At 49.2% G+C, this 20,792-nt stretch carries 17 protein-coding genes; 9 read left to right on the top strand and 8 right to left on the bottom strand.

Annotated features, from left to right (window positions below; translation table 11 throughout):
• Positions 1–23: 23 nt before the first annotated feature.
• Both GM173_RS12940 and waaC read right to left on the bottom strand, forming a co-directional pair.
• Positions 24–1,310, bottom strand: a complete 1,287-nt coding sequence (locus GM173_RS12940) for a 3-deoxy-D-manno-octulosonic acid transferase (protein ID WP_203571800.1) — start codon at positions 1,308–1,310, stop codon at positions 24–26.
• Entirely contained in the window at positions 1,307–2,266 is a 960-nt protein-coding gene (gene waaC / locus GM173_RS12935; RefSeq protein ID WP_203571799.1) for a lipopolysaccharide heptosyltransferase I, read from the bottom strand. Before waaC ends, GM173_RS12940 begins: the two co-directional genes overlap by 4 nt.
• A gap of 112 nt (positions 2,267–2,378) precedes the next feature.
• On the opposite strand from waaC, the gene GM173_RS12930 reads away from it, so the two are divergent.
• The 5 genes from GM173_RS12930 to GM173_RS12910 all read left to right on the top strand — a co-directional run bounded on the left by GM173_RS12930 (position 2,379) and on the right by GM173_RS12910 (position 5,811).
• On the top strand, positions 2,379–2,990 hold the full coding sequence (locus GM173_RS12930; RefSeq protein WP_203571798.1) for a GGDEF domain-containing protein: 612 nt from the start codon (positions 2,379–2,381) through the stop codon (positions 2,988–2,990).
• Between the two features lie 106 nt (positions 2,991–3,096).
• Entirely contained in the window at positions 3,097–4,143 is a 1,047-nt protein-coding gene (gene cobT, locus GM173_RS12925; protein WP_203571797.1) for a nicotinate-nucleotide--dimethylbenzimidazole phosphoribosyltransferase, read from the top strand.
• Entirely contained in the window at positions 4,143–4,754 is a 612-nt protein-coding gene (locus GM173_RS12920) for a histidine phosphatase family protein (RefSeq protein WP_203571796.1), read from the top strand. Before cobT ends, GM173_RS12920 begins: the two co-directional genes overlap by 1 nt.
• Positions 4,751–5,506 carry an adenosylcobinamide-GDP ribazoletransferase gene (gene cobS / locus GM173_RS12915; protein ID WP_203571795.1) on the top strand — a complete coding sequence of 252 codons (756 nt, stop codon included), beginning with the start codon at positions 4,751–4,753 and terminating at the stop codon, positions 5,504–5,506. Before GM173_RS12920 ends, cobS begins: the two co-directional genes overlap by 4 nt.
• A 38-nt stretch (positions 5,507–5,544) precedes the next feature.
• Complete coding sequence (locus GM173_RS12910) at positions 5,545–5,811, top strand: hypothetical protein (protein WP_203571794.1); 267 nt, start codon at positions 5,545–5,547, stop codon at positions 5,809–5,811.
• A 126-nt stretch (positions 5,812–5,937) separates the two neighbouring features.
• Here GM173_RS12910 and GM173_RS12905 read toward each other — a convergent pair whose 3' ends face one another.
• The 6 genes from GM173_RS12905 to yihA form a co-directional block, all read right to left on the bottom strand.
• On the bottom strand, positions 5,938–11,619 hold the full coding sequence (locus GM173_RS12905; RefSeq protein ID WP_203571793.1) for a hybrid sensor histidine kinase/response regulator: 5,682 nt from the start codon (positions 11,617–11,619) through the stop codon (positions 5,938–5,940).
• A gap of 50 nt (positions 11,620–11,669) precedes the next feature.
• Positions 11,670–13,853: a methyl-accepting chemotaxis protein gene (locus tag GM173_RS12900; protein WP_239078512.1), complete on the bottom strand. Its 2,184-nt coding sequence runs from the start codon at positions 13,851–13,853 to the stop codon at positions 11,670–11,672.
• Positions 13,854–13,892: 39 nt separating this feature from the next.
• On the bottom strand, positions 13,893–14,420 hold the full coding sequence (locus tag GM173_RS12895) for a chemotaxis protein CheW (RefSeq protein ID WP_203571792.1): 528 nt from the start codon (positions 14,418–14,420) through the stop codon (positions 13,893–13,895).
• Between the two features lie 23 nt (positions 14,421–14,443).
• Complete coding sequence (locus tag GM173_RS12890) at positions 14,444–14,806, bottom strand: response regulator (RefSeq protein ID WP_239078511.1); 363 nt, start codon at positions 14,804–14,806, stop codon at positions 14,444–14,446.
• A gap of 23 nt (positions 14,807–14,829) precedes the next feature.
• A complete protein-coding gene (gene pilG / locus GM173_RS12885) occupies positions 14,830–15,216 on the bottom strand; it encodes a response regulator (RefSeq protein WP_203571791.1) in 387 nt (128 codons plus the stop codon).
• A gap of 334 nt (positions 15,217–15,550) precedes the next feature.
• A complete protein-coding gene (yihA, locus tag GM173_RS12880; protein ID WP_203571790.1) occupies positions 15,551–16,189 on the bottom strand; it encodes a ribosome biogenesis GTP-binding protein YihA/YsxC in 639 nt (212 codons plus the stop codon).
• A 109-nt stretch (positions 16,190–16,298) separates the two neighbouring features.
• Here yihA and GM173_RS12875 point away from each other — a divergent pair, with 109 nt between their 5' ends.
• From GM173_RS12875 to GM173_RS12860, 4 genes are all read left to right on the top strand, one after another.
• Positions 16,299–16,913, top strand: a complete 615-nt coding sequence (locus GM173_RS12875) for a c-type cytochrome (protein WP_373309381.1) — start codon at positions 16,299–16,301, stop codon at positions 16,911–16,913.
• A 69-nt stretch (positions 16,914–16,982) separates the two neighbouring features.
• Positions 16,983–19,007: a cytochrome c biogenesis protein ResB gene (locus tag GM173_RS12870; protein WP_203571789.1), complete on the top strand. Its 2,025-nt coding sequence runs from the start codon at positions 16,983–16,985 to the stop codon at positions 19,005–19,007.
• Positions 19,008–19,018: 11 nt separating this feature from the next.
• On the top strand, positions 19,019–20,146 hold the full coding sequence (gene ccsB, locus GM173_RS12865; RefSeq protein ID WP_203571788.1) for a c-type cytochrome biogenesis protein CcsB: 1,128 nt from the start codon (positions 19,019–19,021) through the stop codon (positions 20,144–20,146).
• A 108-nt stretch (positions 20,147–20,254) separates the two neighbouring features.
• On the top strand, positions 20,255–20,734 hold the full coding sequence (locus GM173_RS12860; protein WP_203571787.1) for a hypothetical protein: 480 nt from the start codon (positions 20,255–20,257) through the stop codon (positions 20,732–20,734).
• Positions 20,735–20,792: the final 58 nt, after the last annotated feature.

Below are 20,792 nucleotides of genomic sequence, written 5' to 3'. Positions count from 1 at the left end.
TTGCACGAAAACTAACAAAGAAATTACTGAGGAGACAGAAACTCCGCCAAGTGGCGCATTAATTGCGTAGTCGCTCCCCGATGCGCTTGGGCAAATTGGATGCCGGCGCGGCGCATTGGTTCCCGCTCGTTGGCGTCATTAAGTAGTTTTGGGATTTTTACCATCACATCGGCCAGCGACTGACCTTGCCACGCCGCGCCTTCGGCCAGCGCCGCTTCAGCTGCGGCGGCAAAATTATACGTGTGAGGCCCCAATAAAACCGGGCAGCCTACTGCGCACGCTTCAATAAAATTTTGGCTACCAAATGGCAACAAAGAACCACCCATCACGGTGATATCGGCAGCCGAAAACCAAGCCAGCATTTCCCCCATACTGTCGCCCAACAGTATATCGGCTGCGACCACCGTCTCGCTCTGCCATTGGCTACGGCGAAGCACGCTAAAGCCTTGGTTGGCGATTAAATCCGCCACTGCATCGAAACGCTGTGGATGACGCGGCACAATGATCAGCAGCGGCACTTGCTGCGTAAATAGCCCGCGCCATTGCGCGAGAAACTCAGCTTCTTCGCCATCACGACTCGACGCCAATAACACCACGCGACGGCTCGCAAACTGCGAACGCCATTGCTGACCTAGCTCGACTTTCGCCAAATCAATTTGATTATCAAACTTCACCGAGCCCATCACTTGCGGCGCAATCGCACCGAGCTGCGCCAAGCGCGCAGCATCGGCTGGTGCTTGTGCCAGTACGTTCGCCCAGCGCGCCATTGCCGGGCGAATTAAGGCGCGTGCTTTTTGATAACCCCGATAAGATTTCTCTGAGAGCCGCGCATTAGCCAGCACCAGCGGAATACCCGCATCGGCACATTCATGGATTAAATTAGGCCAGATTTCGGTTTCCATCACCACACCGCATTGCGGCTGAAACGTGCATAAAAAGCGACGCATCGCCGATGGATAATCGTAAGGCAGATACACAATCGTCGCGAAAGCACCGAATAATTCCTGCGCGGTGGCGCGCCCTGTCGGTGTCATGCAGGTCAGCAACAAGGGGCGTGTCGGATAGAGCTGGCGCAGCGCCGCAATAACAGGCGCACTGGCGCGCATTTCACCAACAGAAACAGCGTGCAGCCAAACCGGGGATGTATTTGACTGCAGGAATTGCTGCTTAATAGCTAGCGAGTAATACCCCAGCCTTTCCAACCAGAAATCGCGATATTCTGGCTGCTTTTTACTGCGCTTGAGTAAGTACAGCCAAATCAGCGGAAACACCAGCCATAGCAACAGCCGATACAAACCACGAGCGATCACGGCAAACGCCCAGACTGTACCGCATCCCAGACTTGCTCTACGCTTGGTGGTGTGCCATTGCCGCCCAAGTTCAAAGCGAACGTCGCAGCACGCACGCCAGTGAGCTCCGGCTCGGACGCGCAGAAAATCGCCACCACCGGTACCGCCACTGCAGCCGCCAGATGCGCCAAACCCGTATCAACGCCAACGACAATTCGACTGCCTGCCAGCAGCATCGCCGCATCGGTGAGGCTCAATTTTGGAGCCACAATCGCCGACGGCAGTGCAGCGGCCAAGCGCTGGGCGCGCTGCAATTCGGCCTCGCTGCCCCACGGAAACACAGGGCGCATCCCATCTGCGATACAACGCTGCGCCAACTCAATCCAGTGCGACTCAGGCCATTCTTTATCGGCACGGCTAGTTGCCGTCAACATCACCACATACGGCGCATCGCCCAGCCAAGGTAATTCTTGCAAGGGTACTTTCAAACCATAGTCCATCGCACCCAGCAGCGAATAACCATTGGCTGCAGCCGTCAAACGGCGATTGCGTTCAATCGCATGCAGGCTTTTGGCAATCGGATAGCTGCGGTGATAAGCAAAGCTCGCCAATGGTTCACGACACGAATGTCGATCAAACCCAGCCACAGGGCCGCAGGTCATCCGTGCCACGGCGGCACTTTTGAGCAAACCTTGTGCATCCAAAATCAAATCGTAACGGCAAGCGCGCAACTCAATTTTGAACTTGGCCCATTCTTCACGCGTCGCCGCCGCCAACGGCGCTTTCCGCCAACGGCGCAACGCCACCGGAATGACGCGCCGAATCGCAGGATGCAGCCGCGGCAACTCGGCAAACCCCTCTTCGACCACCCAATCAATCACGGCATCTGGAAAAGCGCGCGCCAAGTCAGTAATCGCTGGCATTTGATGAATTACATCGCCCATCGATGACAGGCGAACAATAAGTATTTTTTGCATTTGCCTATTCTATCAGGGACAAAATAACCTTTCATAACAAAGCAGCACTAGCCCTTAGCATAAAAGAGTCTAATATCAAAAAAACACCAAATAGAACCGAGGCTTATCATCAATGTCGCTGCTTATTTTTTTATGCATTGGCTTAGCCATAGGCTTGATTCTACAAACCATCAGAGTCAGGCAATTGCGCCATGAATTAGCCGAAGAACAATTGCGCGATCCGCTGACCGGTTTGTACCAACGCCCACACTTGTTCGCGCTATCCGAGCGTGAAGTCAATCGCGCGCAGCGCAGCCTACACAAAATGGCGGTTCTAATTGCCGATATGGATCATTGTGCGGACATCAACGCCAAGTACGGTCTACATGCTGGCGACTTGGCACTCAAGCGGTTAGCTGAATGCGCGCTGGGCTCGGTACGCGATTTTGACTTGGTTGGCCGCTATTCCGGCGAAGAAGTCGCGCTGGTCTTACCCGATACCGATTATAAAGGCGCCATGGTAGTCGCCGAGCGTTTACGCAAACTGGTCAAAAAGCAGCCCGTACAACTAGAAAACCAAGAAGAATTTTATGTCTCAATTACGATTGGTTTAGCGGCGCTCAGCACCGAAACCGAAACACTAGAAGACATCCTAGTTGCCGCAGATACCGCGCTCCAAGCAGCCAAACAGCTGGGCATTGACCGGATTGAAGCCTCCCCTGCCTCACTGCCGATGAGCATCTAGCCTTTTACAGTTTCACTCAGCTGATTTGCCTTAATTTCTTATCACTGCACTTGCTCCCGCCGCAATCAGCCGTTAGAGTCGAGCGATTCTGAACGGGAAGCTCATCATGAAAGCCATCAACCCTCAAGCTCTACACGCAGCGCAAGAGCGCCAAAGCCAACTGACCAAACCGATGGGCAGCTTGGGGCGACTTGAAGATATTGCCATTTGGTTTGCAGGACGAAGCGGCAACGCCATCCCAAAGCGACTGCAAGCAGCGATTTGCGTCTTTGCCGCTGACCATGGGGTCGCCGCAGAAGGCGTATCGGCTTTTCCTGCCGAAGTGACCGCACAAATGGTGACTAACTTTATGCACGGCGGCGCGGCGATTAGCGTACTGGCGCGGGAAAATCAGATTTCATTGAGCATTGTCGATGTTGGCGTCAAAAGTGATTATCCGACCCCTAGCAACAGCGTACACGGCAAGCTATTTCGCAGCCCAGTTTGCGCGGGAACCGCAAACCTGCGCGTTACCGCGGCGATGAGCGAAGCCCAAATGCATAAAGCTTGGCAAATTGGCGTTGGTAGCGCCATGCATGGTGCCGAGCTGGGCAAAAATCTGCTCATCGGCGGCGAAATGGGCATCGCCAATACCACATCAGCGGCAGCGTTAATTTGCGCTCTCACTGATGCCGCGCCTGAAGACATCGTGGGGCTCGGCACCGGCATTCAAGCCACTGCACACGCGCATAAAATCCAAGTCGTCAAAGACGCATTACAGCGCGCCAGAGCGGCTGGCGCAGTCAGCGCGCACGATTGGCTGCGCGAAGTAGGCGGGCTGGAAATCGCAGCGCTGGCAGGGTTTTATACTGCAGCGGCTGAAGCCGGAATTCCGGTGCTACTCGATGGCTTTATTACTACCGCCGCCGCCTTGGTTGCCGTGCGCGCCAATCCTGCGGTGGGCGACTGGCTGCTCGCTAGTCACGCTTCACAAGAACAAGGTCATCGTCGCGCCTTGGCAGCGCTCGATTTGACTCCGGTATTGGATTTAGGCCTACGCCTTGGCGAAGCCAGTGGCGCGGCGCTGGCGTTGCCCATCATTCAATCGGCGCTCACTTTACACCGTGAAATGGCAACCTTTACTGAAGCCGGCGTTGCAGCGGGTGCGATGTAATGGCATTTCGACTCACATTAATCCGCCATGGCGTGGCAGAAGGTGCAAACGAAGCGATTTTTGGCCAAAGTAATCCGCCACTGTCATCTTTAGGTCGAGAACAACTCGATCTACGCTGGGCAGCATTATCCGCGCAGCCCATCGATGCCATTGCTAGTTCAACCTTAGCGCGGTGTGCCGATTTTGCACTGGATGCAGCGATGTCATTAGGGCTAGCGGTGCATTTAGAGCGCGGGTTCAATGAAATGAATTTCGGCAGTATCGATGGCAAAGCCAAGTCCGAATGGGGTTTAGCGGAACATACTGCTTGGGATTTATGGCAACAAGATCCAGCTCAACATACTTTGCCTGACGGTGAAAGCTGGGCTGCGTTTTCTAATCGTATCCATACCGCACTCAATGCATGGTTTGCCAGTGGCGAAGCAGAGCACCGCGTTTTGATTGCCCATCAAGGCACGATCAAAGCAATTTTACTTGCAGCACTGGGTTTGCCAGCAACGCGGCACAACCAGTTTTGGCTCGCGCCAGCGGGCTGTGTCACATTGTGGTGGGATGAACACTGGCCGCCGATGTTGCTCGACATCAGCAATACGCTGCCCGACACGCCATGAAACGCTTTTTTGACTGGCGTGAGCCGATTCTAGCGATACAATTTTTGACGCGAATCCCCACCCCACAAATTCATGATTTTGAGCCTTCATTATTAGCTAAATCAGTAGGCTGGTTTCCTGCGGTGGGGCTAGTAATTAGCGCGCTTTTATTAGGTATCGTCTACGCCTGTGCGCTACTCGATCCGTGGCTTGCTGCCATCTTAGGCCTTGCATTTTGGACATGGATTACCGGCGGTTTGCACTTAGACGGTTTAGCCGACATGAGCGATGGACTCGGCGCGGCGCACCGTGATCCTGCACGATTTTTGGCGGTGCTGAAAGATCCGCATTTAGGCAGCTTTGGCGTGTTATCGCTAATTATTCAGTGTCTTATCAAACTCGTGCTATTGATGCTAATCGTCAAGCAGCAACAATGGGCAGCTTTACTATTGATTCCAGCATGGGCGCGCAGCGGCGTATTTATTTGGCAAACCTTGCCCGCTTTAGCGCCGGGTATGGCTGAACAATTTGCGTGGAAAAACAGCCGTAATGCGGCGCTCTGCTGGTGGAGCACCTTGCTCACTGCATCTGCCTACTTAAGCCCAGTGCTCTTGATTGCGCCTTTGGTCTTAGTCGCCTATCGACAGTGGCTCAAAGCAAAAATTGGAGGTGTGACGGGAGACTGCCTTGGCGCGGGTATTGAAATCAGCGAAAGCGGATTGCTACTCATTGCTGTGGTCGGCACAGGTATAATCGCCGCAATTCATTCGTAGTCGGCGCTGATGCTGACCGCCAGACATAAGGAAATCACATGAAAATCGTTCGCGCCATTGAAGTTTGGGAAAAAGACATGGAAGGCGGCTTTATCGGCCACCTACCGCTGAGCGAAACGGTGTCGGTTGAATTTTTGTACAGCCTTTTCGCTGCCGAACAAGACAAGCCCGATCCAGAAATGAAATTATCGTATATGCTCGATCTTGATCGCATCGCCCTATTGCAGCCCTTTGTGGCCGACATTATGGACGCAACGCAGCACGATTTTATTCTCACCGCCTACGGCCTACCCGATTACGATTAGCAGGTATTTCATTGTAGCCCTTACTTTTAAAAAGCTAGATGACAATACCAAAACAATAAAAAAACCGCTCCATATTAATGAGCGGTTTTTTTATTAACCGAATCGATCTATTTCAATCAAAAGAACTTATGCAGCCGATTCAGCAACTAAGCGGCGAATCAAACCGAGCAACTCGTCTTCCTGATACGGTTTACCTAGATACGCATTCACGCCCAACTCAAACGCATACTTTTTATGCTTCTCAGCCGTCCGCGATGTAATCATGATAATCGGGATATGTTTAGTATCGTCGGCCACGCGTACATTACGCGTTAACTCAAAACCATCCATCCGTGGCATTTCGATATCGACTAACATCACCGCAGGTTTCACATCGTGCAATTGCTGCAAGGCGTCAACACCGTCTTTGGCGGTCACGACTTGGAAGCCCTCACGCGCCAATAAACGTCCCGTAATCTTGCGTACCGTTAATGAATCATCGACCACCATCACCACCGGTGCGGTCGATAATTGTTCTGGCATCGTCGGTTGTGCTTGATGCGAGGTATCGACAGATTGAACCTGAGCGGTAATTTGCGCTGATTGTGCCAACAAGGCCAACGGATTCATGATCATGACGATCTCACCGGTACCGAGCACCGTAGCCCCAACCACACCCGGAATCCGCGCTAATTGTGGACCAATTGGCTTCACCACCACCTCTTGGTTTTTTACCAACAGGTCAACGTGGAGTGCAATTCGCTCTGCGCCTGAGCGCAATAAAATCACCGTTGAATAACGTTTTTGCTCCGGAATCGCTGCCACATCGCCCAATAAACGCGGCAAGTAAGCGAAGCGATAGCGCTGCCCCAGCCATTCTTGTTCACGATTTTCATAAAGCCGCGCCAGAGCATCGGATTTCAACTCTTGCACTTGCTCAATCATCACCGACGGAATCGCAATCAAACGCTCGCCTGCCTTCACCAGCAGCACTTGCGCTACCGCCAATGTCAACGGCAAATGAATCACAAAAGTCGTGCTTTGACCAGCAACGGTCGATACATCAATCTTACCGCCCAAATTGCTGACTTCGTTCTTCACCACGTCCATGCCAATGCCGCGACCAGACAATTGCGTGACCGTCGACGCGGTTGAGAAACCCGGCTCAAAAATCAAATGGCATAGATCATTATCAGAAACAAGCTGATCTGCGCTAATCAAGCCTTTATCCAAACCTTTCTGGCGAATTCGCTGTAGATCAAGGCCTTTACCATCATCTTTAAGCAACAAGACCAGCTCATTACCCTCTTGGCGAACTTCAATCAGAATTTCACCAAACTCGCTCTTGCCTTGGCGAACACGGTCTTCACTAGGCTCTAAACCGTGGTCAATCGCATTGCGCAGCATGTGCTCAAACGGTGAAATCATTTTATCGAGCACACCACGATCAATCTCAACGCGGCCGCCTTTGAGCTCCAAGTTGACCTTCTTGCCAACTTCTTTACCCGCTTGACGCGTCAAGCGATATAGACGATCAGAAACACTAGAGAATGGCACCATGCGCACACGCATCAAGCTTTGCTGCAATTCTTTGGTCATTCGAGATTGCGCCAACAGCGCAGCTGACGATTCATCCAAATTTTTGAGCAAACTTTGCTGCACCGTACCCACGTCATTGACACTTTCGGCCATAAAGCGGGTCAGCTCTTGCAAACGGCTAAAGCGGTCAAACTCCAGTGGATCAAAGCTGGTGTGCATTTCTTGCACTTCTTTTTCCCGCGCCTGCATTTGCGTTTCGGCTTGAATTTCCAGCTCGCGCAATTGCGTGCGTAACCGCGCCACGTTCTCAGTCAAATCAAGCAATGAGCTCTTGAACATCAGCATTTCTGCTTCAATTCGCGTACGCGAAATCGCCACTTCACCGGCCTGATTGACCAATTGATCAACCAATTCTGATTTAACGCGGATCACCGTTTTATTATCGGTTTCTGCTGCGGCCAGCAATTTCGGGACAACAGGCACCGCCCCTGTACTAACCTCCGCGACTTCCTCTGGTTTAGCGGGTTCGGTGAGTTCAGCAAACAAAGCGAGTAATAAATCGTAATCGCCTTCCAAACGAGCCAATAACTCTGGATTGACTTCAACCGCCTCAACTAGCCGCGACTCCATCCGATGCGCGGCTTCACCCATACGCATCGCACCGCTCATCCGGGCGCTGCCTTTTACCGTGTGCAGAGTACGTTTGATTTGCTGCAAGACTACACCGTGGTCTGAACCTTCGCTCAATAAACGCAAGTCATGGCTCAGTTGCGGTAATAACTCTTCGCTCTCCTCAATGAAAATCGGCAACAGCTGATCGTCGATATCATCAATCAGCGTGGCATCCAGCTCTGCACGCGCAGCATTGAGCGTATCATCGCTAGAAACCAATTGTGCTAGCGGGGATGATTCATCAATCTCGGCGGCAGTGCTCAGCCCCAAGTTACCGATCAGATCCGTGGCGACAAATGCTTCGGGTACGGCGATCAACTCAGACTCGCTCGTTGCTATTACCTGTGCATCCGTAGGCAGCTCCACTTCTTCAGTGAGAACCAATTCATCGAATGTAATGTCGGCTTCTGCTTCTGCTTCTGCTTCTGCTTCTGCTTCTGCTTCTGCTTCTGCTTCTGCTTCTGCTTCTGCTTCTGCTTCTGCTTCTGCTTCTGCTTCTAGTGTAACTTCCTCTGATAAGACCAAATCAAGCAAAGGTAAATCAGCGTCAGCCGATACATCGGCCGGTACCGAAATAAGCGCATTGCTGTCCTCTAGTGATTCAATCTGCGTGGCCAACTCGTCCACCTGCGGCTGCTCACCCGCAGCCTGCGCATCTTCCTGAGCTAAACTTAAATCAAGCGCAGCAAGTTCTGATTCGGCGGCATCTAAAGCGACTTCTATTGGCTCATCGGCTTCCACCTCTGGCAAAGCAAAGCTTGCTAAAGGTTCAGTAGCCTCTTCCAACTCGAAAGCATCATCGAGTGTCAGCGCGGAATCGCCACCGAGCTCTAAGTCCAACTCAGGCAAATCCAAGGCTAGCAACTCTGCCGTCTCTTCCGCTTGAACCTGCTGAGTGTCTTCTACCAAGTCGACCACAAAAGCTGGATTATGTTCAATATTGATCGGCGCGCTTGACTCGGCCGAGTCAAGTTCCAAGCTCGGTTCTTCTTCAAGCACCATCTCGGCGGACTCTGCTTGCAAAGCCTCCAAGCGTGCAATCAGTTCAGGCGCAACAGCAGGGATTTGTTCGGCAAAAATACTCGCCATCATCGCATGCAGTGTACTCACCGCTTCAGCAAACAATGGTACCTGCTCACGCCCCACTTGCGAGAGCTGCTGCAAAGCATGTTCAGTAGCGTATGCCAGCTCACCCTGAGGTCTAAAGCCAGCTGTAGAGGTAATCCCCCCTAGGGTATGTGCGGCCAAGATAAAATTGGCATCCACCTCACCTGATTCGGCCAACACTTCTACACCGTGCGATAAAGCACTTAGGTACTTCCGCGCTTCTTCACAGAAAATAGTAAATAAGGTCGCCGATACCGTCACTTCACCGATATGAACATCATCGGAAACAGTCATTTCTACTTCAGACGTAGCGGCTGCGACTGCAATTTCCTCTTCATCATCAGCCACCTCTACTTCATTACGTAGCGCCAACGCCTCGGTTTCAATAGCACTAGCTTCAACTTCAACTTGACCACTCTTTTGAAGTTGATCGACCCAGCCAACAAAAGCTAAATGAGTAAAATCGAGTAAGGCCAACAAACGCTCAGACGCGGGTTTATCCAGTTGCAGCCATTTATTGAGCAGTTGTTCAATTGACCATGCAACTTCACCCAATTGATACAAACCAACCATCCGCCCACTACCCTTAAGCGTATGGAAACTACGGCGCATCGTGGTAAAGGCTTCCCGGTCTTGCGGATTGCTATGCAATAAAACTTGCTGGCTTTCAATCGTTGCCAAGACTTCAACAGCTTCTTCTAGGTAAACCTCAAGCAACTCTGCATCAATTGCAGCCTCGGAAATCGGCATTGCACGAGATTCAACGACCGGCTCTGCAGCCACTTCTTTCACTGGCTCAGTAGCTGGCGTGGCCAACTCTGGCTCTGCTTCTAGCGCAACAAACTCATCGACCACCGCAACGTCATCAACATGACCTGTTAAGCGTTGCAACAACGGCAATAGCGCAGCTTCGTCGTCACGCTCTTGTGCCAAATCATTAACGTAAAATCCAAGCGCTGATAAAGCTTCAGCCAACTCTTCTAATTCGTGCTGCTCTGGATTTGCCTCGGTACCGGCATGATGAGCAATCCGCAGCAAACATTCGTGAGTCAGATCAACCGCGGTTTGTCGATCCAGCATCATCAGAGCACCTTGCACCTGACGCAACATTGGTTCGATTTCAACTAAGGCATGACGCTCTTCTGCATTACGGAAAAACGCATCCAATATCTCTTCAATCGCCAGCAAATTACTGCGCATTTCAAGCGCAAGCTGCGATAGCAGTAAGCGATCCTGCGCTTCACGACTGATTTCATCGAGATGCGGCAATTCATTGCTCGCACTTGGATCACTTAATCGACGTAATAAAGCGCTCACTTGCTGCGCAAAATCTTCTGCATGACTCGGATAAATCGCCAAGGCATTGTCAGCAAGCAACAAGCCTGTGGCAATCTCAAGCGCTAAATCTTGGCTAGATTGACCTTGCGAAATAGCAGTTAATAAGCCATCCCAGAGTGAGCCTAAACCATCAATATTTAATGGCGCAGATTTAGTAGCCAGTTGCTGAATCAACTGACGAACTGTGGCTGTTTTTTCCAAATTACCAGCGGCAACACGTGACCAAGCTTCTTTTGCCTGCGACAATTCATCACGCAACGAGCGTGCTACTTGCTCTGAAGCCATTGCCTCAGCAGACATCACCGTTTGTGCGTTTGGAAATAAATCACTTAAATCAAATTCACTCGCCAAGCGACGCGCCAAGGCGCTATCACAATCCAATTGCGGCAATAGGTACAAAATATCGCGAAACAATCTTTCTGCAACTTTGCTGGAACCATCGGCAAGGCGGCGAATTTGCAAGTTCAAGCGCAATAACACTTGTTGTGGATCTAAATCGACTTCAGCACGATTGGTCGCCAAGCCATCAACCAGTGCTGCAGCAGACCACCAAAAATTGCGTGGCAGAGTACTAGTTTGATGCTTGGCCAACTCGGCCAAACTCGCAGCCATCACTGGCGCGACTTCTTTTTGCCCTTTTAACCAGCGCAATAAGCCACTTTCATAGCGCATCCGTTGTTGTTTAATGACTTGAGCCATTTCAGCAACGCTAGTCGTTTTTTGCGGTAAACCCGCCGGCATATTTAGTAAAAACTGCGGGAAATACAATTCGGAGCCCGATGAGCTTCCCCCGCGTAACTGCGCAAGCTCACGGAAAGTAGGCAGCAAAGACAAAGGAATATTGGGCATGCCTGCCGTGAGGCGATCTAAGTATTGCCCAATTTCCTGAATCGCACGCAATACCAACGGTAAGCCAACAGCATCGTGCTCGCCGTTCTCTAACACCAATAAAACCTGCTCAACTTCTTCACAAAATCGTGCTAAGCCAGTCAATTCAACCAAATCAAGCGCACCATAGGCTTGGTGCAAATGGGTCTTTGCGTGTTTTAGTACTGCAGCATCTTTGTTGGTGGTGTATTGCGAAAGCGCATCACTGGCGCGGGCCAAGGTGCTATCAATTTCAGCCTTGACCCACAACAAAGAGCCCTTATCAAATTCGGTATGCATACTCATGGCGGGCTCCATGATGAAGGCCGACCTATACAGGGCGGCCTAAAGATTAATTAGGACAGTTTGAAACCAGAAACCGATGCTTTCAACTCAGCAGCAAGGCCTGTTAACTGACCGACTGCCGCAGCAGATTGTTGAGTACCTGCTGTGGTTTGTTCTGTAATCGCCAAAATATCACGCATCGTTTTACTAACTTGAGTTGCCAATTGGGTTTGATCTTCTGTCTCGTGAGCAATTGAGCCAATCAATCGCGCCAATTCATGGGAAACCTTACCGATTTCTGCCAGAGCATTACCTGCAGCATCTGACAGTTTCGCCCCTTCAACCACACCTTGCGTCGATAACTCCATCGCAGCAACCGCATCATGCGTATCGGCCTGAATCGTTTTCACAATCGCACCGATCTGCTTAGTCGCCTCACCCGAACGCTCCGCAAGACGCTGAACCTCTTCGGCAACCACCGAGAAACCGCGGCCTGCCTCACCCGCGGCGGCAGCTTGAATCGCAGCATTCAAGGCCAAAACGTTGGTCTGTTCGGTAATGTCAGAAATCAATTCAACGATCTCGCCAATCTCTTGTGACGATTCGCCGAGACGTTTAATTCGTTTCGCAGTTTCTTGAATCTGCTCACGAATCTCGCCCATCCCTTTAATCTGATTATTTACTGCCTCTGCACCTAACTCCGCAGCGGATAGCGAAGTTTTCGCCACGTTGGCAGATTCCGCAGCTGTACTTGAAACACCTTGAATCGAACTAACGATTTGCGCGACATTGCGGTTAGTTGTTTCAATCTCACGCGATTGGCGCTCGGCGGCAGACAACAATTCAGTTGAAATTTGTTGCGCTTCTGCGGATGAGGCATTCACTTTCTCGGTTGCCCGGTTAATACCGGTAATCAGTGTACGCAGCTCTTCAATCGTGAAGTTAATAGAGTCCGCAATCGCGCCTGTTAAGTCTTCGGTCACCGACGCACGAATCGTCAAATCACCATCAGCCAAATCGCCCATCTCATTCAACAATCGCAAAATCGCATCCTGATTTTTACGGTTTTCAGCTTCCGATGCCAAGCGGCGTTTTACTGACTCTTGGTTAAACACGCGAACTAGCAACAACAAGGAGGCAAGCGCAATCGCAATCAAAATAATCTCAACCAAGCCAACGATAAAACCGCCGACTGAGTTACTGTATTGTTCAGCAAGCGATTTAGTATCGGTCAACAGCTTTTCTGAATCGCGCACAATCGCTTGATTTGCCAAACGCGTATTAACCAATGGCTGCATATTCTTCGAGAATGCACTAACGACCACCTCAAAATCTTTGAACAAGACTTGAATTTGCTCTAGTTTTTTCGCCATTTCTGTCGTGGTAACTGGGCGAATTTGTAAATCTGGATTGCCATCCAAGAAAGATTTAACAATTTCATTAAACGTTGATACGTCTTTACCTAATAAAAACACCACTTCAGGATTAATCAGTTCACTCGCTAGCATTGCATTGGCATTTTTTGATGTCCGTTGTGACAACATCGCCAACTGATTTGCATAATCCAACTCACGCAAAGTACCACCACTATCGGCCAACAGAGAGGCAAATTGCTGAGTTTGTTCTAGCAATTTGGCATCATTACTATTAATACCTTCAACACTATTACCAACCGACATCAATGAGGCTTTTTGCTTCAGAATCGTGTCAACCGTAGGACGGCTTGGATTGGGACGAAATGAGGTATTCCAAACGGATTCAATTTGCGCTAATTGTTCAGAACCTGAAACTTGAAAAATATTCCAGACACTTTGTCTGTCCATTAATCGGGTCAAGTTATCATTAAAACGGTTGTAAGACTCTTCCAATATTTTAAAAGCCTCGGGGTTGCCACGTACGGCTTGAGTTGATGCTCGCGCAATACGCTGCGACAACATCTGCATTTCAGTTGCTGTTGCTTGATTTTCTGCATTGATACTACTTGAGCGGAATGAAAGGAAGGCGGTAACGGCAAACAATGCAACACTCAGCACCATTGCAACGAGAAAAATAGCCATTTGCTGGCGAGCAGGAAGATGGCCTATCAATGGAACAGGTTTAAGCGATTGGGCGTCATCGCCCTCAGGTAAACGAATCTTATCTAGAATCCATGTCGTTCTAGAGGGGTCGAATGATGTTTTACTTTCTCCCGACCGAGATTTACCCGCCTTGTCGCTACCTGAAAACAAGCCCTTGATGCGTTCCATCACTGCCATGCTACCTCCCGCGCCACCCCTGAGTGACTTTTAATTTTTTTATGCTATCCCTGTCTGCAAAAAAGCAGGCTCATTCACTAATTTCACCACATCCAAAACTTGCCACAACTGACCTGTTGCATCTTTATACTTACCACTCACCCACGCAGGCTCGGCACCACTTAAGCTTTGTAGTTCTAAATCTGCCAAATGCTTTAAACCCATCATTTTGTTGACCAGCACAGAAGCATGCGGCAAATGTCGAGGCTGCAGTAGCACCAAACGAGCAAGCATTGTAAATCCTTGATGCTGCTGACCAAAGAAGGCTGGTAAATCAACTACACTCACTAAATTACCGCGAATATTGGCAACCCCTTTAAACCATGAGTGCGCCAACGGCACACTTGCAACAGCAGGAACAGGCATAACCTCGGACACATCGGCTAAATCCACCAGCCAGTTGTCATTGCCAATTTGCAAACCCAAGCGGGCATCGACCTGTGCGACCGTCGTCGCCGTTTGTAGGCGCTGCATTACCCCTTGTTGGTACTCACGCAAACTCACTCGCTCAGAGATTCGCTTAGCCATATGACACCCTCGACTGCCTCGCCTTAAAGCGAGGCGATTTTATTCAGCAATTCTTGTGGATCAACAGGCTTAACCACATATTCAGTTGCGCCTTGGCGCTTTGCCCACACCATATCGGTTTCTTGATTCTTTGATGTGCACATAATAATCGGAATATTCTTAGTTGCCTCATCCCGCGTAATAGTCCGGGTCGCCTGAAATCCATTCATACCAGGCATCACCACATCCATCAAAATTAAATCGGGCATAATTTCTTTTGTGCGAGCAACAGCCTCTTCGCCAGACTCTAAAGTAATAATTTGAAACCCATTCTTAGTGAGTAATTCACCCAAAAAATGACGCTCGGTTGGCGAGTCATCCACAATCAGAATCTTTTTGATCGTCATAATTTAATTCCATTAGTTTTAGATTAGGTCGCACTCGTCGCGTGAGTGCCTACAGCAGCCAATAGGCTGTCTTTGGTAAACGGTTTGGTTAAGTACTCATCAGAGCCAACCATACGACCGCGAGCTCGGTCAAACAAGCCATCTTTTGAGGACAACATCACCACGGGAGTAGATTTAAATCGCGGATTTTTTTTGATTAAGGCGCAAGTCTGATAACCGTCCAAGCGGGGCATCATCACATCCACAAAAATAACATCAGGGTGATTGTCAGTAATTTTAGCTAACGCATCAAAACCATCTTCAGCCAAAATCACAGAGCATCCAGCTTGCCCTAAGAATATTTCAGCGCTGCGTCGAATGGTATTGCTGTCATCGATAACCATCACCTTAATACCAGCAAGACTAGACATTAGCTTTCCCCATTACTTATTGACTAAGACTAATTTCTTAGTCAACTCAGCGCTATCAAGATAGTACACCTACCACAGGTGAACTGATGAACAGTTTATACATATTGGAAAATCATAATGCCAGTGAGAGATATTAGACAAGGCTAATAACGGTGGGTGTTGGCATTTGCCGCCAAACTTCACCACAAATAGGCTAAAAAAAGAAACCCCGACCAGAAATGTACTAGATCGGGGCTATATAGAGCGCTTCGATGATACGAAGCCCCGCTCAGGGAGGAAAAGCGGGAGGTGCAGGGGCGCACCTTTGATTAAGATAGTTTTTCTTCCTGAAACATCAAGAAATTGAATCACCGCCCGTCGGTTCAGCAAGGGATTGTGGCTCTTGCGATGCCGCAAACCAACTTCCCACCACCCGCTCGACCTCATCGACACCTTGTTTTTTTAGGCTAGAAAACAGCTGCACTGTAATCATCGCATCGTCAGCAAATTCTGCCTTCACTGTACGTAATGCCAACACTTTTTCTTGATTGTTTAATTTATCAGACTTGGTCAATACACAATGAATTGGCTTTCCAGTTGGCCTAAACCACGCCAGCATATTTCGATCTAGTTCTGTTAATGGGCGTCGACTGTCCATAATTAGCACCAAACCAATTAAATTATCACGATGCGACAAATACTGTGCCAATAAGCCTTGCCAGTGTTTGCGCACTCGTTCTGGAACCTCTGCATAACCGTATCCTGGCAAATCAACTAGTCGCCGCTCATTACCAAAATCAAAATAATTGATGTGCTGCGTTCGCCCCGGAGTCTTAGAGACATAAGCCAAACGAGTCACATTCGCCAGCGTATTGATTGCACTTGATTTACCCGCATTAGAACGCCCAGCAAAGGCAACTTCTAAGCCTTCATGCGGTAAAGTTTTTAAATCATTAACAGTTGTGAGGAACTGTAAACCTTGAAATAGGGACATCTGTAGGTGCCATTGTGGTTTGTATCGGAGTCTTGCTATAGAATACCAGTATTTACATGATTATCGTCGGCACCTTAGACCGACGTTCTCCACATACGGGAGCGGATATATGCGCAGCATGTCTGTTGCAGTGAGCATTGCAGCACTTTTGATGATGTCACCAGCCGTTTACGCGGCTAACCTGAAAGGCGATCCGAGCAAAGGCAAGGTCATCGCAGAACAAGTTTGCGCAGCATGTCACGGCGCAGACGGTAATAGTGCTGCCAGCGCTAATCCAAGCCTTGCGGGACAACACCCAGACTATATCATCAAACAGTTACAAGAATTCAAAAGCCAAAAACGTAAAAATCCAATCATGCTCGGCATGGCAACGCCATTATCCGATGCAGATATGGCTAATGTTGCGGCTTATTTTAGCCAGCAAAAACCTAAACAACGCGGTGCATCTGATAAGGCGTTGATTGAAGCTGGCAAAAAAATCTATCGTGGCGGCATTGCAGCGAAGAGTGTTCCTGCCTGTATGGCCTGTCATGGCCCAGCGGGCGCGGGGATTCCATCACAATATCCTCTCGTGAGCGGTCAACATAGTGCATATACCATTGCACAGTTGAAAGCTTTCCGTGATGGCGAGCGCACCAATAATTTACCTATGACTGAAATCGCCGCTAAATTGTCTGATGCAGAAATTAAAGCGGTTGCTGAATTCATTCAATCGATTCACTAAGCGTAGTCCGGAACTCATTCCGGCTTTCGCGTACTAAAGGGGGCGATTCGCCCCTTTTTTGATTTTACAATGACACAAAAAACCACCACATTTCGTCGTGCGCTGTTCGATTTACTATCGTCCATGCGCTTTGCCATTAGCTTACTGACCATTCTGGCGATTGCTTCAATTATTGGCACAGTACTCAAACAAAATGAACCTTATGTGAATTACCGCGTTGAATTTGGTGATTTTTGGTTTGCTATTTTTGAGCCGCTCGGCTTGTTTGATGTTTACCATTCGGGGTGGTTTTTAGTCATTCTGGCGTTTTTAGTCTTCTCTACTTGCTTGTGCATTTGGCGACACTTCCCCGGCTTGATGCGCGAAATTCGCAGCTACCGCGAAAAAGCCAGCCAAAACTCGCTACGCCTGATGTCGCATCATCACGAAACGGATACGCCATTAGAACAAAGCCAAGTTCTTGCCCATCTAACTGAACACGGCTACCGCTATCGCGTGCGGGCTGATGGCGACGCCACCCTCGTTGCCGCAAAAAAAGGGAGCTGGCAGCGGCTTGGCTATTTATTTACGCATTCGGCAATTGTCGTGATTTGTATTGGTGGCTTGATGGATGGTAACTTGCCACTCAAAGTCATGGAAATGCTCAAGATTAAAACCTCTGAAACGCGTAATATTCCACAAAGCCAAATCCCAGAGCAGTCTCGCCTTGCTTCGAACAACCTTTCGTTTCGTGGCAATGTCAACTTGAGCGAAGGCAGCTCCGCCAGCGTGATTTTTTTAAATTCCGGCAATGGCTACTTTGTGCAAGAGCTGCCATTTATCCTCAAACTAAAAAAATTCCATATCGAGCATTATTCAACGGGCATGCCCAAACTATTTGCCAGCGATGTTGATGTACTCGATCTGAAAACGGGCGAATTAAGACAAAGCGGCACCGTCAAAGTAAATCATCCTTTGATTGTTGATGGCATCGCGATTTATCAAGCAAGCTTTGGTGACGGCGGTTCGGGACTCGACTTTATCCAATGGAATCTCAACACCCACCAACAATCTCAATTAAAAGCACAATCACAAAGCGAACTGGCACTCGAGATTGGCAAAGAGCAATTCCGCTTGGAAATCGGTGACCTGCGTCCATTCAATATTGAAACCCTAGCCAAACCAACGGAAGACACTTCGACCGTAGCGGTTAATCAATTTCAAACAGCACTGGCCTCAGCGCAATCGGTCAAAAGCGATAAAAACTTACGTAACCTCGGCCCAACGATTCAGTTCAAAATCCGTGATAACACCGGGCAAGCCGTTGAATACCAAAATTATATGCAGCCATTCACAGTGGCTGATGCAAGTTATTTTCTAACAGGTATGCGTCGAGAAGTTTCAGCTCCGTTTAGATTCACACGTATACCCCTTGATGAAGATATGCGCCTTGATCACTATATGCGTTTTAGATCAGCACTGCTAAATCCTGAACTGCACGCAGAGATTGCCAAACGAACAGCGGCAAAAGCGCTCGCAGCAGGTGGCGTCTCCAAAGCGGGTGAGGCACAATTTGCAGACATCACCCAAGGCGTATTAACCCAATTTAGCCAAGGCGGCTTTCCTGCGATTGAACGCTTTTTAAATGAAAAAGTGCCAAAAGAACAACGGCAAACCGTGGCACAAACTTATTTGAAAGTATTACAAAGCGCTGCAATTGACACGATGGATGTCGCACAAGAACAAGCGGGCTTGCCGCCAATTGCAGTCAGCGAAGCACAATATCGCTTCCTGATGGATAGCTTAGTCGCAACCAGCAGCCTTTTTGATTACGGCTCGCCGACCTTGCTGACCCTAAATGGATTTAATGAAGTCAAATCCAGCGGCTTTCAGCTGACACGTTCACCAGGCAAGAATGTGGTCTACCTTGGTTCTTTACTGCTAATCATCGGCATTTTCTGCATGTTTTACATTCGAGAAAATCGTTTGTGGGTTCGAATTAGCCCAAGCAACACCCTGATTGCGATGAGTAGCAACCGCAAAACGGCGGACTTAGATCGCGAATTTGCCGCCCATATTGCAGCACTCACCTCCACCACCCAGTCAACACACTGAGCTACGTGAAAATGAATACCTTGAGCTTAAAAAACCGCCGCTTTAACTGGATCGACCTGCTGTTTAGCATTGTGATTTGCGGCTCCGCCCTCATCGCGTGGCAAAAATATCACAACTACCTTGATTACTACGAACAAGGCATCTTGCTCGGCAGCGTGGCAGGGCTGATTTGGTTTGGCTGGTTTTGGCCAGCGATGCGCATTTTTTTCCCGGTTTGCGCGGCACTCTCTTTGGTCGCGATCAATTTATACGACGGCGATTTAAGCCGAGGCCAAACTGCTTTTTGGCTCAAGTATGTGCTGGCCAGCCAATCGGCAGTGCTGTGGATGAGTGTGCTGTTTTTCCTTGCCACCATCATGTACTGGGTGGGTTTACTGCGTAAATCCAACACCGCACTGAGCATAGCAAGCGGTCTGACCTGGGCTGCGGCTAGCGCAGCAATGATTTCAAAATTGGTGCGCTGGTATGAAAGCTACCTCATCGGTGCTGATGTGGGACACATTCCAGTATCGAATTTGTATGAAGTATTTATCTTGTTCTGCCTGATCACCGCATTAATGTATTTGTATTATGAAGCCAAATTTGCAGCTAAAAGCATGGGCGCTTTTGTGCTGCTGGTGATCTCCGCCGCAGTGGGCTTTATTCTGTGGTATTCACTGGATCGACAAGCCCATGAAATCCAACCTTTAATTCCAGCTCTGCAATCATGGTGGATGAAAATTCATGTGCCAGCCAATTTTGTTGGTTATGGTAGCTTTGCGATTGCCGCGATGCTTGGCATGGCACAGCTCTTATCTGCTCGTGGTATTTTGCGCGATAAACTACCAAGCTACGATACGCTCGGTGAAGTGATGTACAAGGCCATCGCCGTCGGCTTTTTGTTCTTCACGATTGCGACCGTGCTCGGTGCGATGTGGGCGGCAGATGCTTGGGGTGGCTATTGGAGCTGGGATCCAAAAGAAACTTGGGCGCTGATTGTGTGGCTCAACTATGCCGCGTGGTTGCACGTTCGACTCATCAAAGGCTGGCGTGGTGACGTGCTCGCCTGGTGGGCGGTTATTGGCTTATTTGTCACGACATTTGCCTTTATTGGCGTGAATATGTTTTTATCTGGCCTTCATTCTTATGGCGGGTTATAAACTGCAGCCTGAAACCAAAAAAGCCGCTCATCTTATTGAGCGGCTTTTTTTCCACCTTGTACATTCAGCAAGGTCTTGAATTAAGCTAAACGCTTAATCGAGGTCATCATGGCACATGCTTTCTACGAAAAAACGGCAGCTGGGCAACAAGAAATCTCAAGCCGAAGCGCGAATTTGAGCTTTCGTGAACGACAACTATTAATCGTGATTGATGGCCAAATGAGCGTCGAAGCTCTAAGCAAATTGATGCCGTTAGCAGATCTTCTGCTTCGTCTTGAGAAATTAGAAGCGGCTGGACTGATTACGCAGCACGACGCCCCGGTGATTCAAGATCTAACCGCCAATCAGCCCCTACCCAATCCAGCAGCCCTCGCCGAGATCAGAAGCATATTACAACAAGGCAATATGCTGTATTTAGGTGGTGATTTTACAACAACACTCCAATCTGATTTCGATCAGGCAAAAACCCGACAAGAGCTAGAACAACTGATTGCGAAGTGGTACGAAGAATTACTAAACCAAGGAAAAATGCGCTACGCAGAGCAGCAACTCACACAAATTCGCTTGCTCCTTGCCTCAAAACCATAGTGCACTGCAATATTTCTTTACATTCAACAAGGTATAACCCCGATATTATAAAACGCTT

The organism is Deefgea chitinilytica (assembly GCF_016881405.1).
GTDB classification, from domain to species: Bacteria; Pseudomonadota; Gammaproteobacteria; order Burkholderiales; family Chitinibacteraceae; genus Deefgea; species Deefgea chitinilytica.
This window is presented reverse-complemented; position numbering and strand designations above follow the sequence as displayed.

Excerpts from the sequence above, each read along its gene's own strand:
- waaC (WP_203571799.1), bottom strand. The coding sequence starts at position 2,266 with ATGCAAAAAATACTTATTGTTCGCCTGTCATCGATGGGCGATGTAATT.
- ccsB (WP_203571788.1), top strand. The coding sequence starts at position 19,019 with ATGAATACCTTGAGCTTAAAAAACCGCCGCTTTAACTGGATCGACCTG.
- GM173_RS12890 (WP_239078511.1), bottom strand. The coding sequence starts at position 14,806 with ATGACGATCAAAAAGATTCTGATTGTGGATGACTCGCCAACCGAGCGT.
- GM173_RS12870 (WP_203571789.1), top strand. The coding sequence starts at position 16,983 with ATGACACAAAAAACCACCACATTTCGTCGTGCGCTGTTCGATTTACTA.
- cobT (WP_203571797.1), top strand. The coding sequence starts at position 3,097 with ATGAAAGCCATCAACCCTCAAGCTCTACACGCAGCGCAAGAGCGCCAA.
- pilG (WP_203571791.1), bottom strand. The coding sequence starts at position 15,216 with ATGTCTAGTCTTGCTGGTATTAAGGTGATGGTTATCGATGACAGCAAT.
- GM173_RS12895 (WP_203571792.1), bottom strand. The coding sequence starts at position 14,420 with ATGGCTAAGCGAATCTCTGAGCGAGTGAGTTTGCGTGAGTACCAACAA.
- GM173_RS12875 (WP_373309381.1), top strand. The coding sequence starts at position 16,299 with ATGCGCAGCATGTCTGTTGCAGTGAGCATTGCAGCACTTTTGATGATG.
- GM173_RS12860 (WP_203571787.1), top strand. The coding sequence starts at position 20,255 with ATGGCACATGCTTTCTACGAAAAAACGGCAGCTGGGCAACAAGAAATC.
- GM173_RS12900 (WP_239078512.1), bottom strand. The coding sequence starts at position 13,853 with ATGGCAGTGATGGAACGCATCAAGGGCTTGTTTTCAGGTAGCGACAAG.
- GM173_RS12910 (WP_203571794.1), top strand. The coding sequence starts at position 5,545 with ATGAAAATCGTTCGCGCCATTGAAGTTTGGGAAAAAGACATGGAAGGC.
- GM173_RS12930 (WP_203571798.1), top strand. The coding sequence starts at position 2,379 with ATGTCGCTGCTTATTTTTTTATGCATTGGCTTAGCCATAGGCTTGATT.
- yihA (WP_203571790.1), bottom strand. The coding sequence starts at position 16,189 with ATGTCCCTATTTCAAGGTTTACAGTTCCTCACAACTGTTAATGATTTA.
- GM173_RS12920 (WP_203571796.1), top strand. The coding sequence starts at position 4,143 with ATGGCATTTCGACTCACATTAATCCGCCATGGCGTGGCAGAAGGTGCA.
- GM173_RS12905 (WP_203571793.1), bottom strand. The coding sequence starts at position 11,619 with ATGAGTATGCATACCGAATTTGATAAGGGCTCTTTGTTGTGGGTCAAG.
- cobS (WP_203571795.1), top strand. The coding sequence starts at position 4,751 with ATGAAACGCTTTTTTGACTGGCGTGAGCCGATTCTAGCGATACAATTT.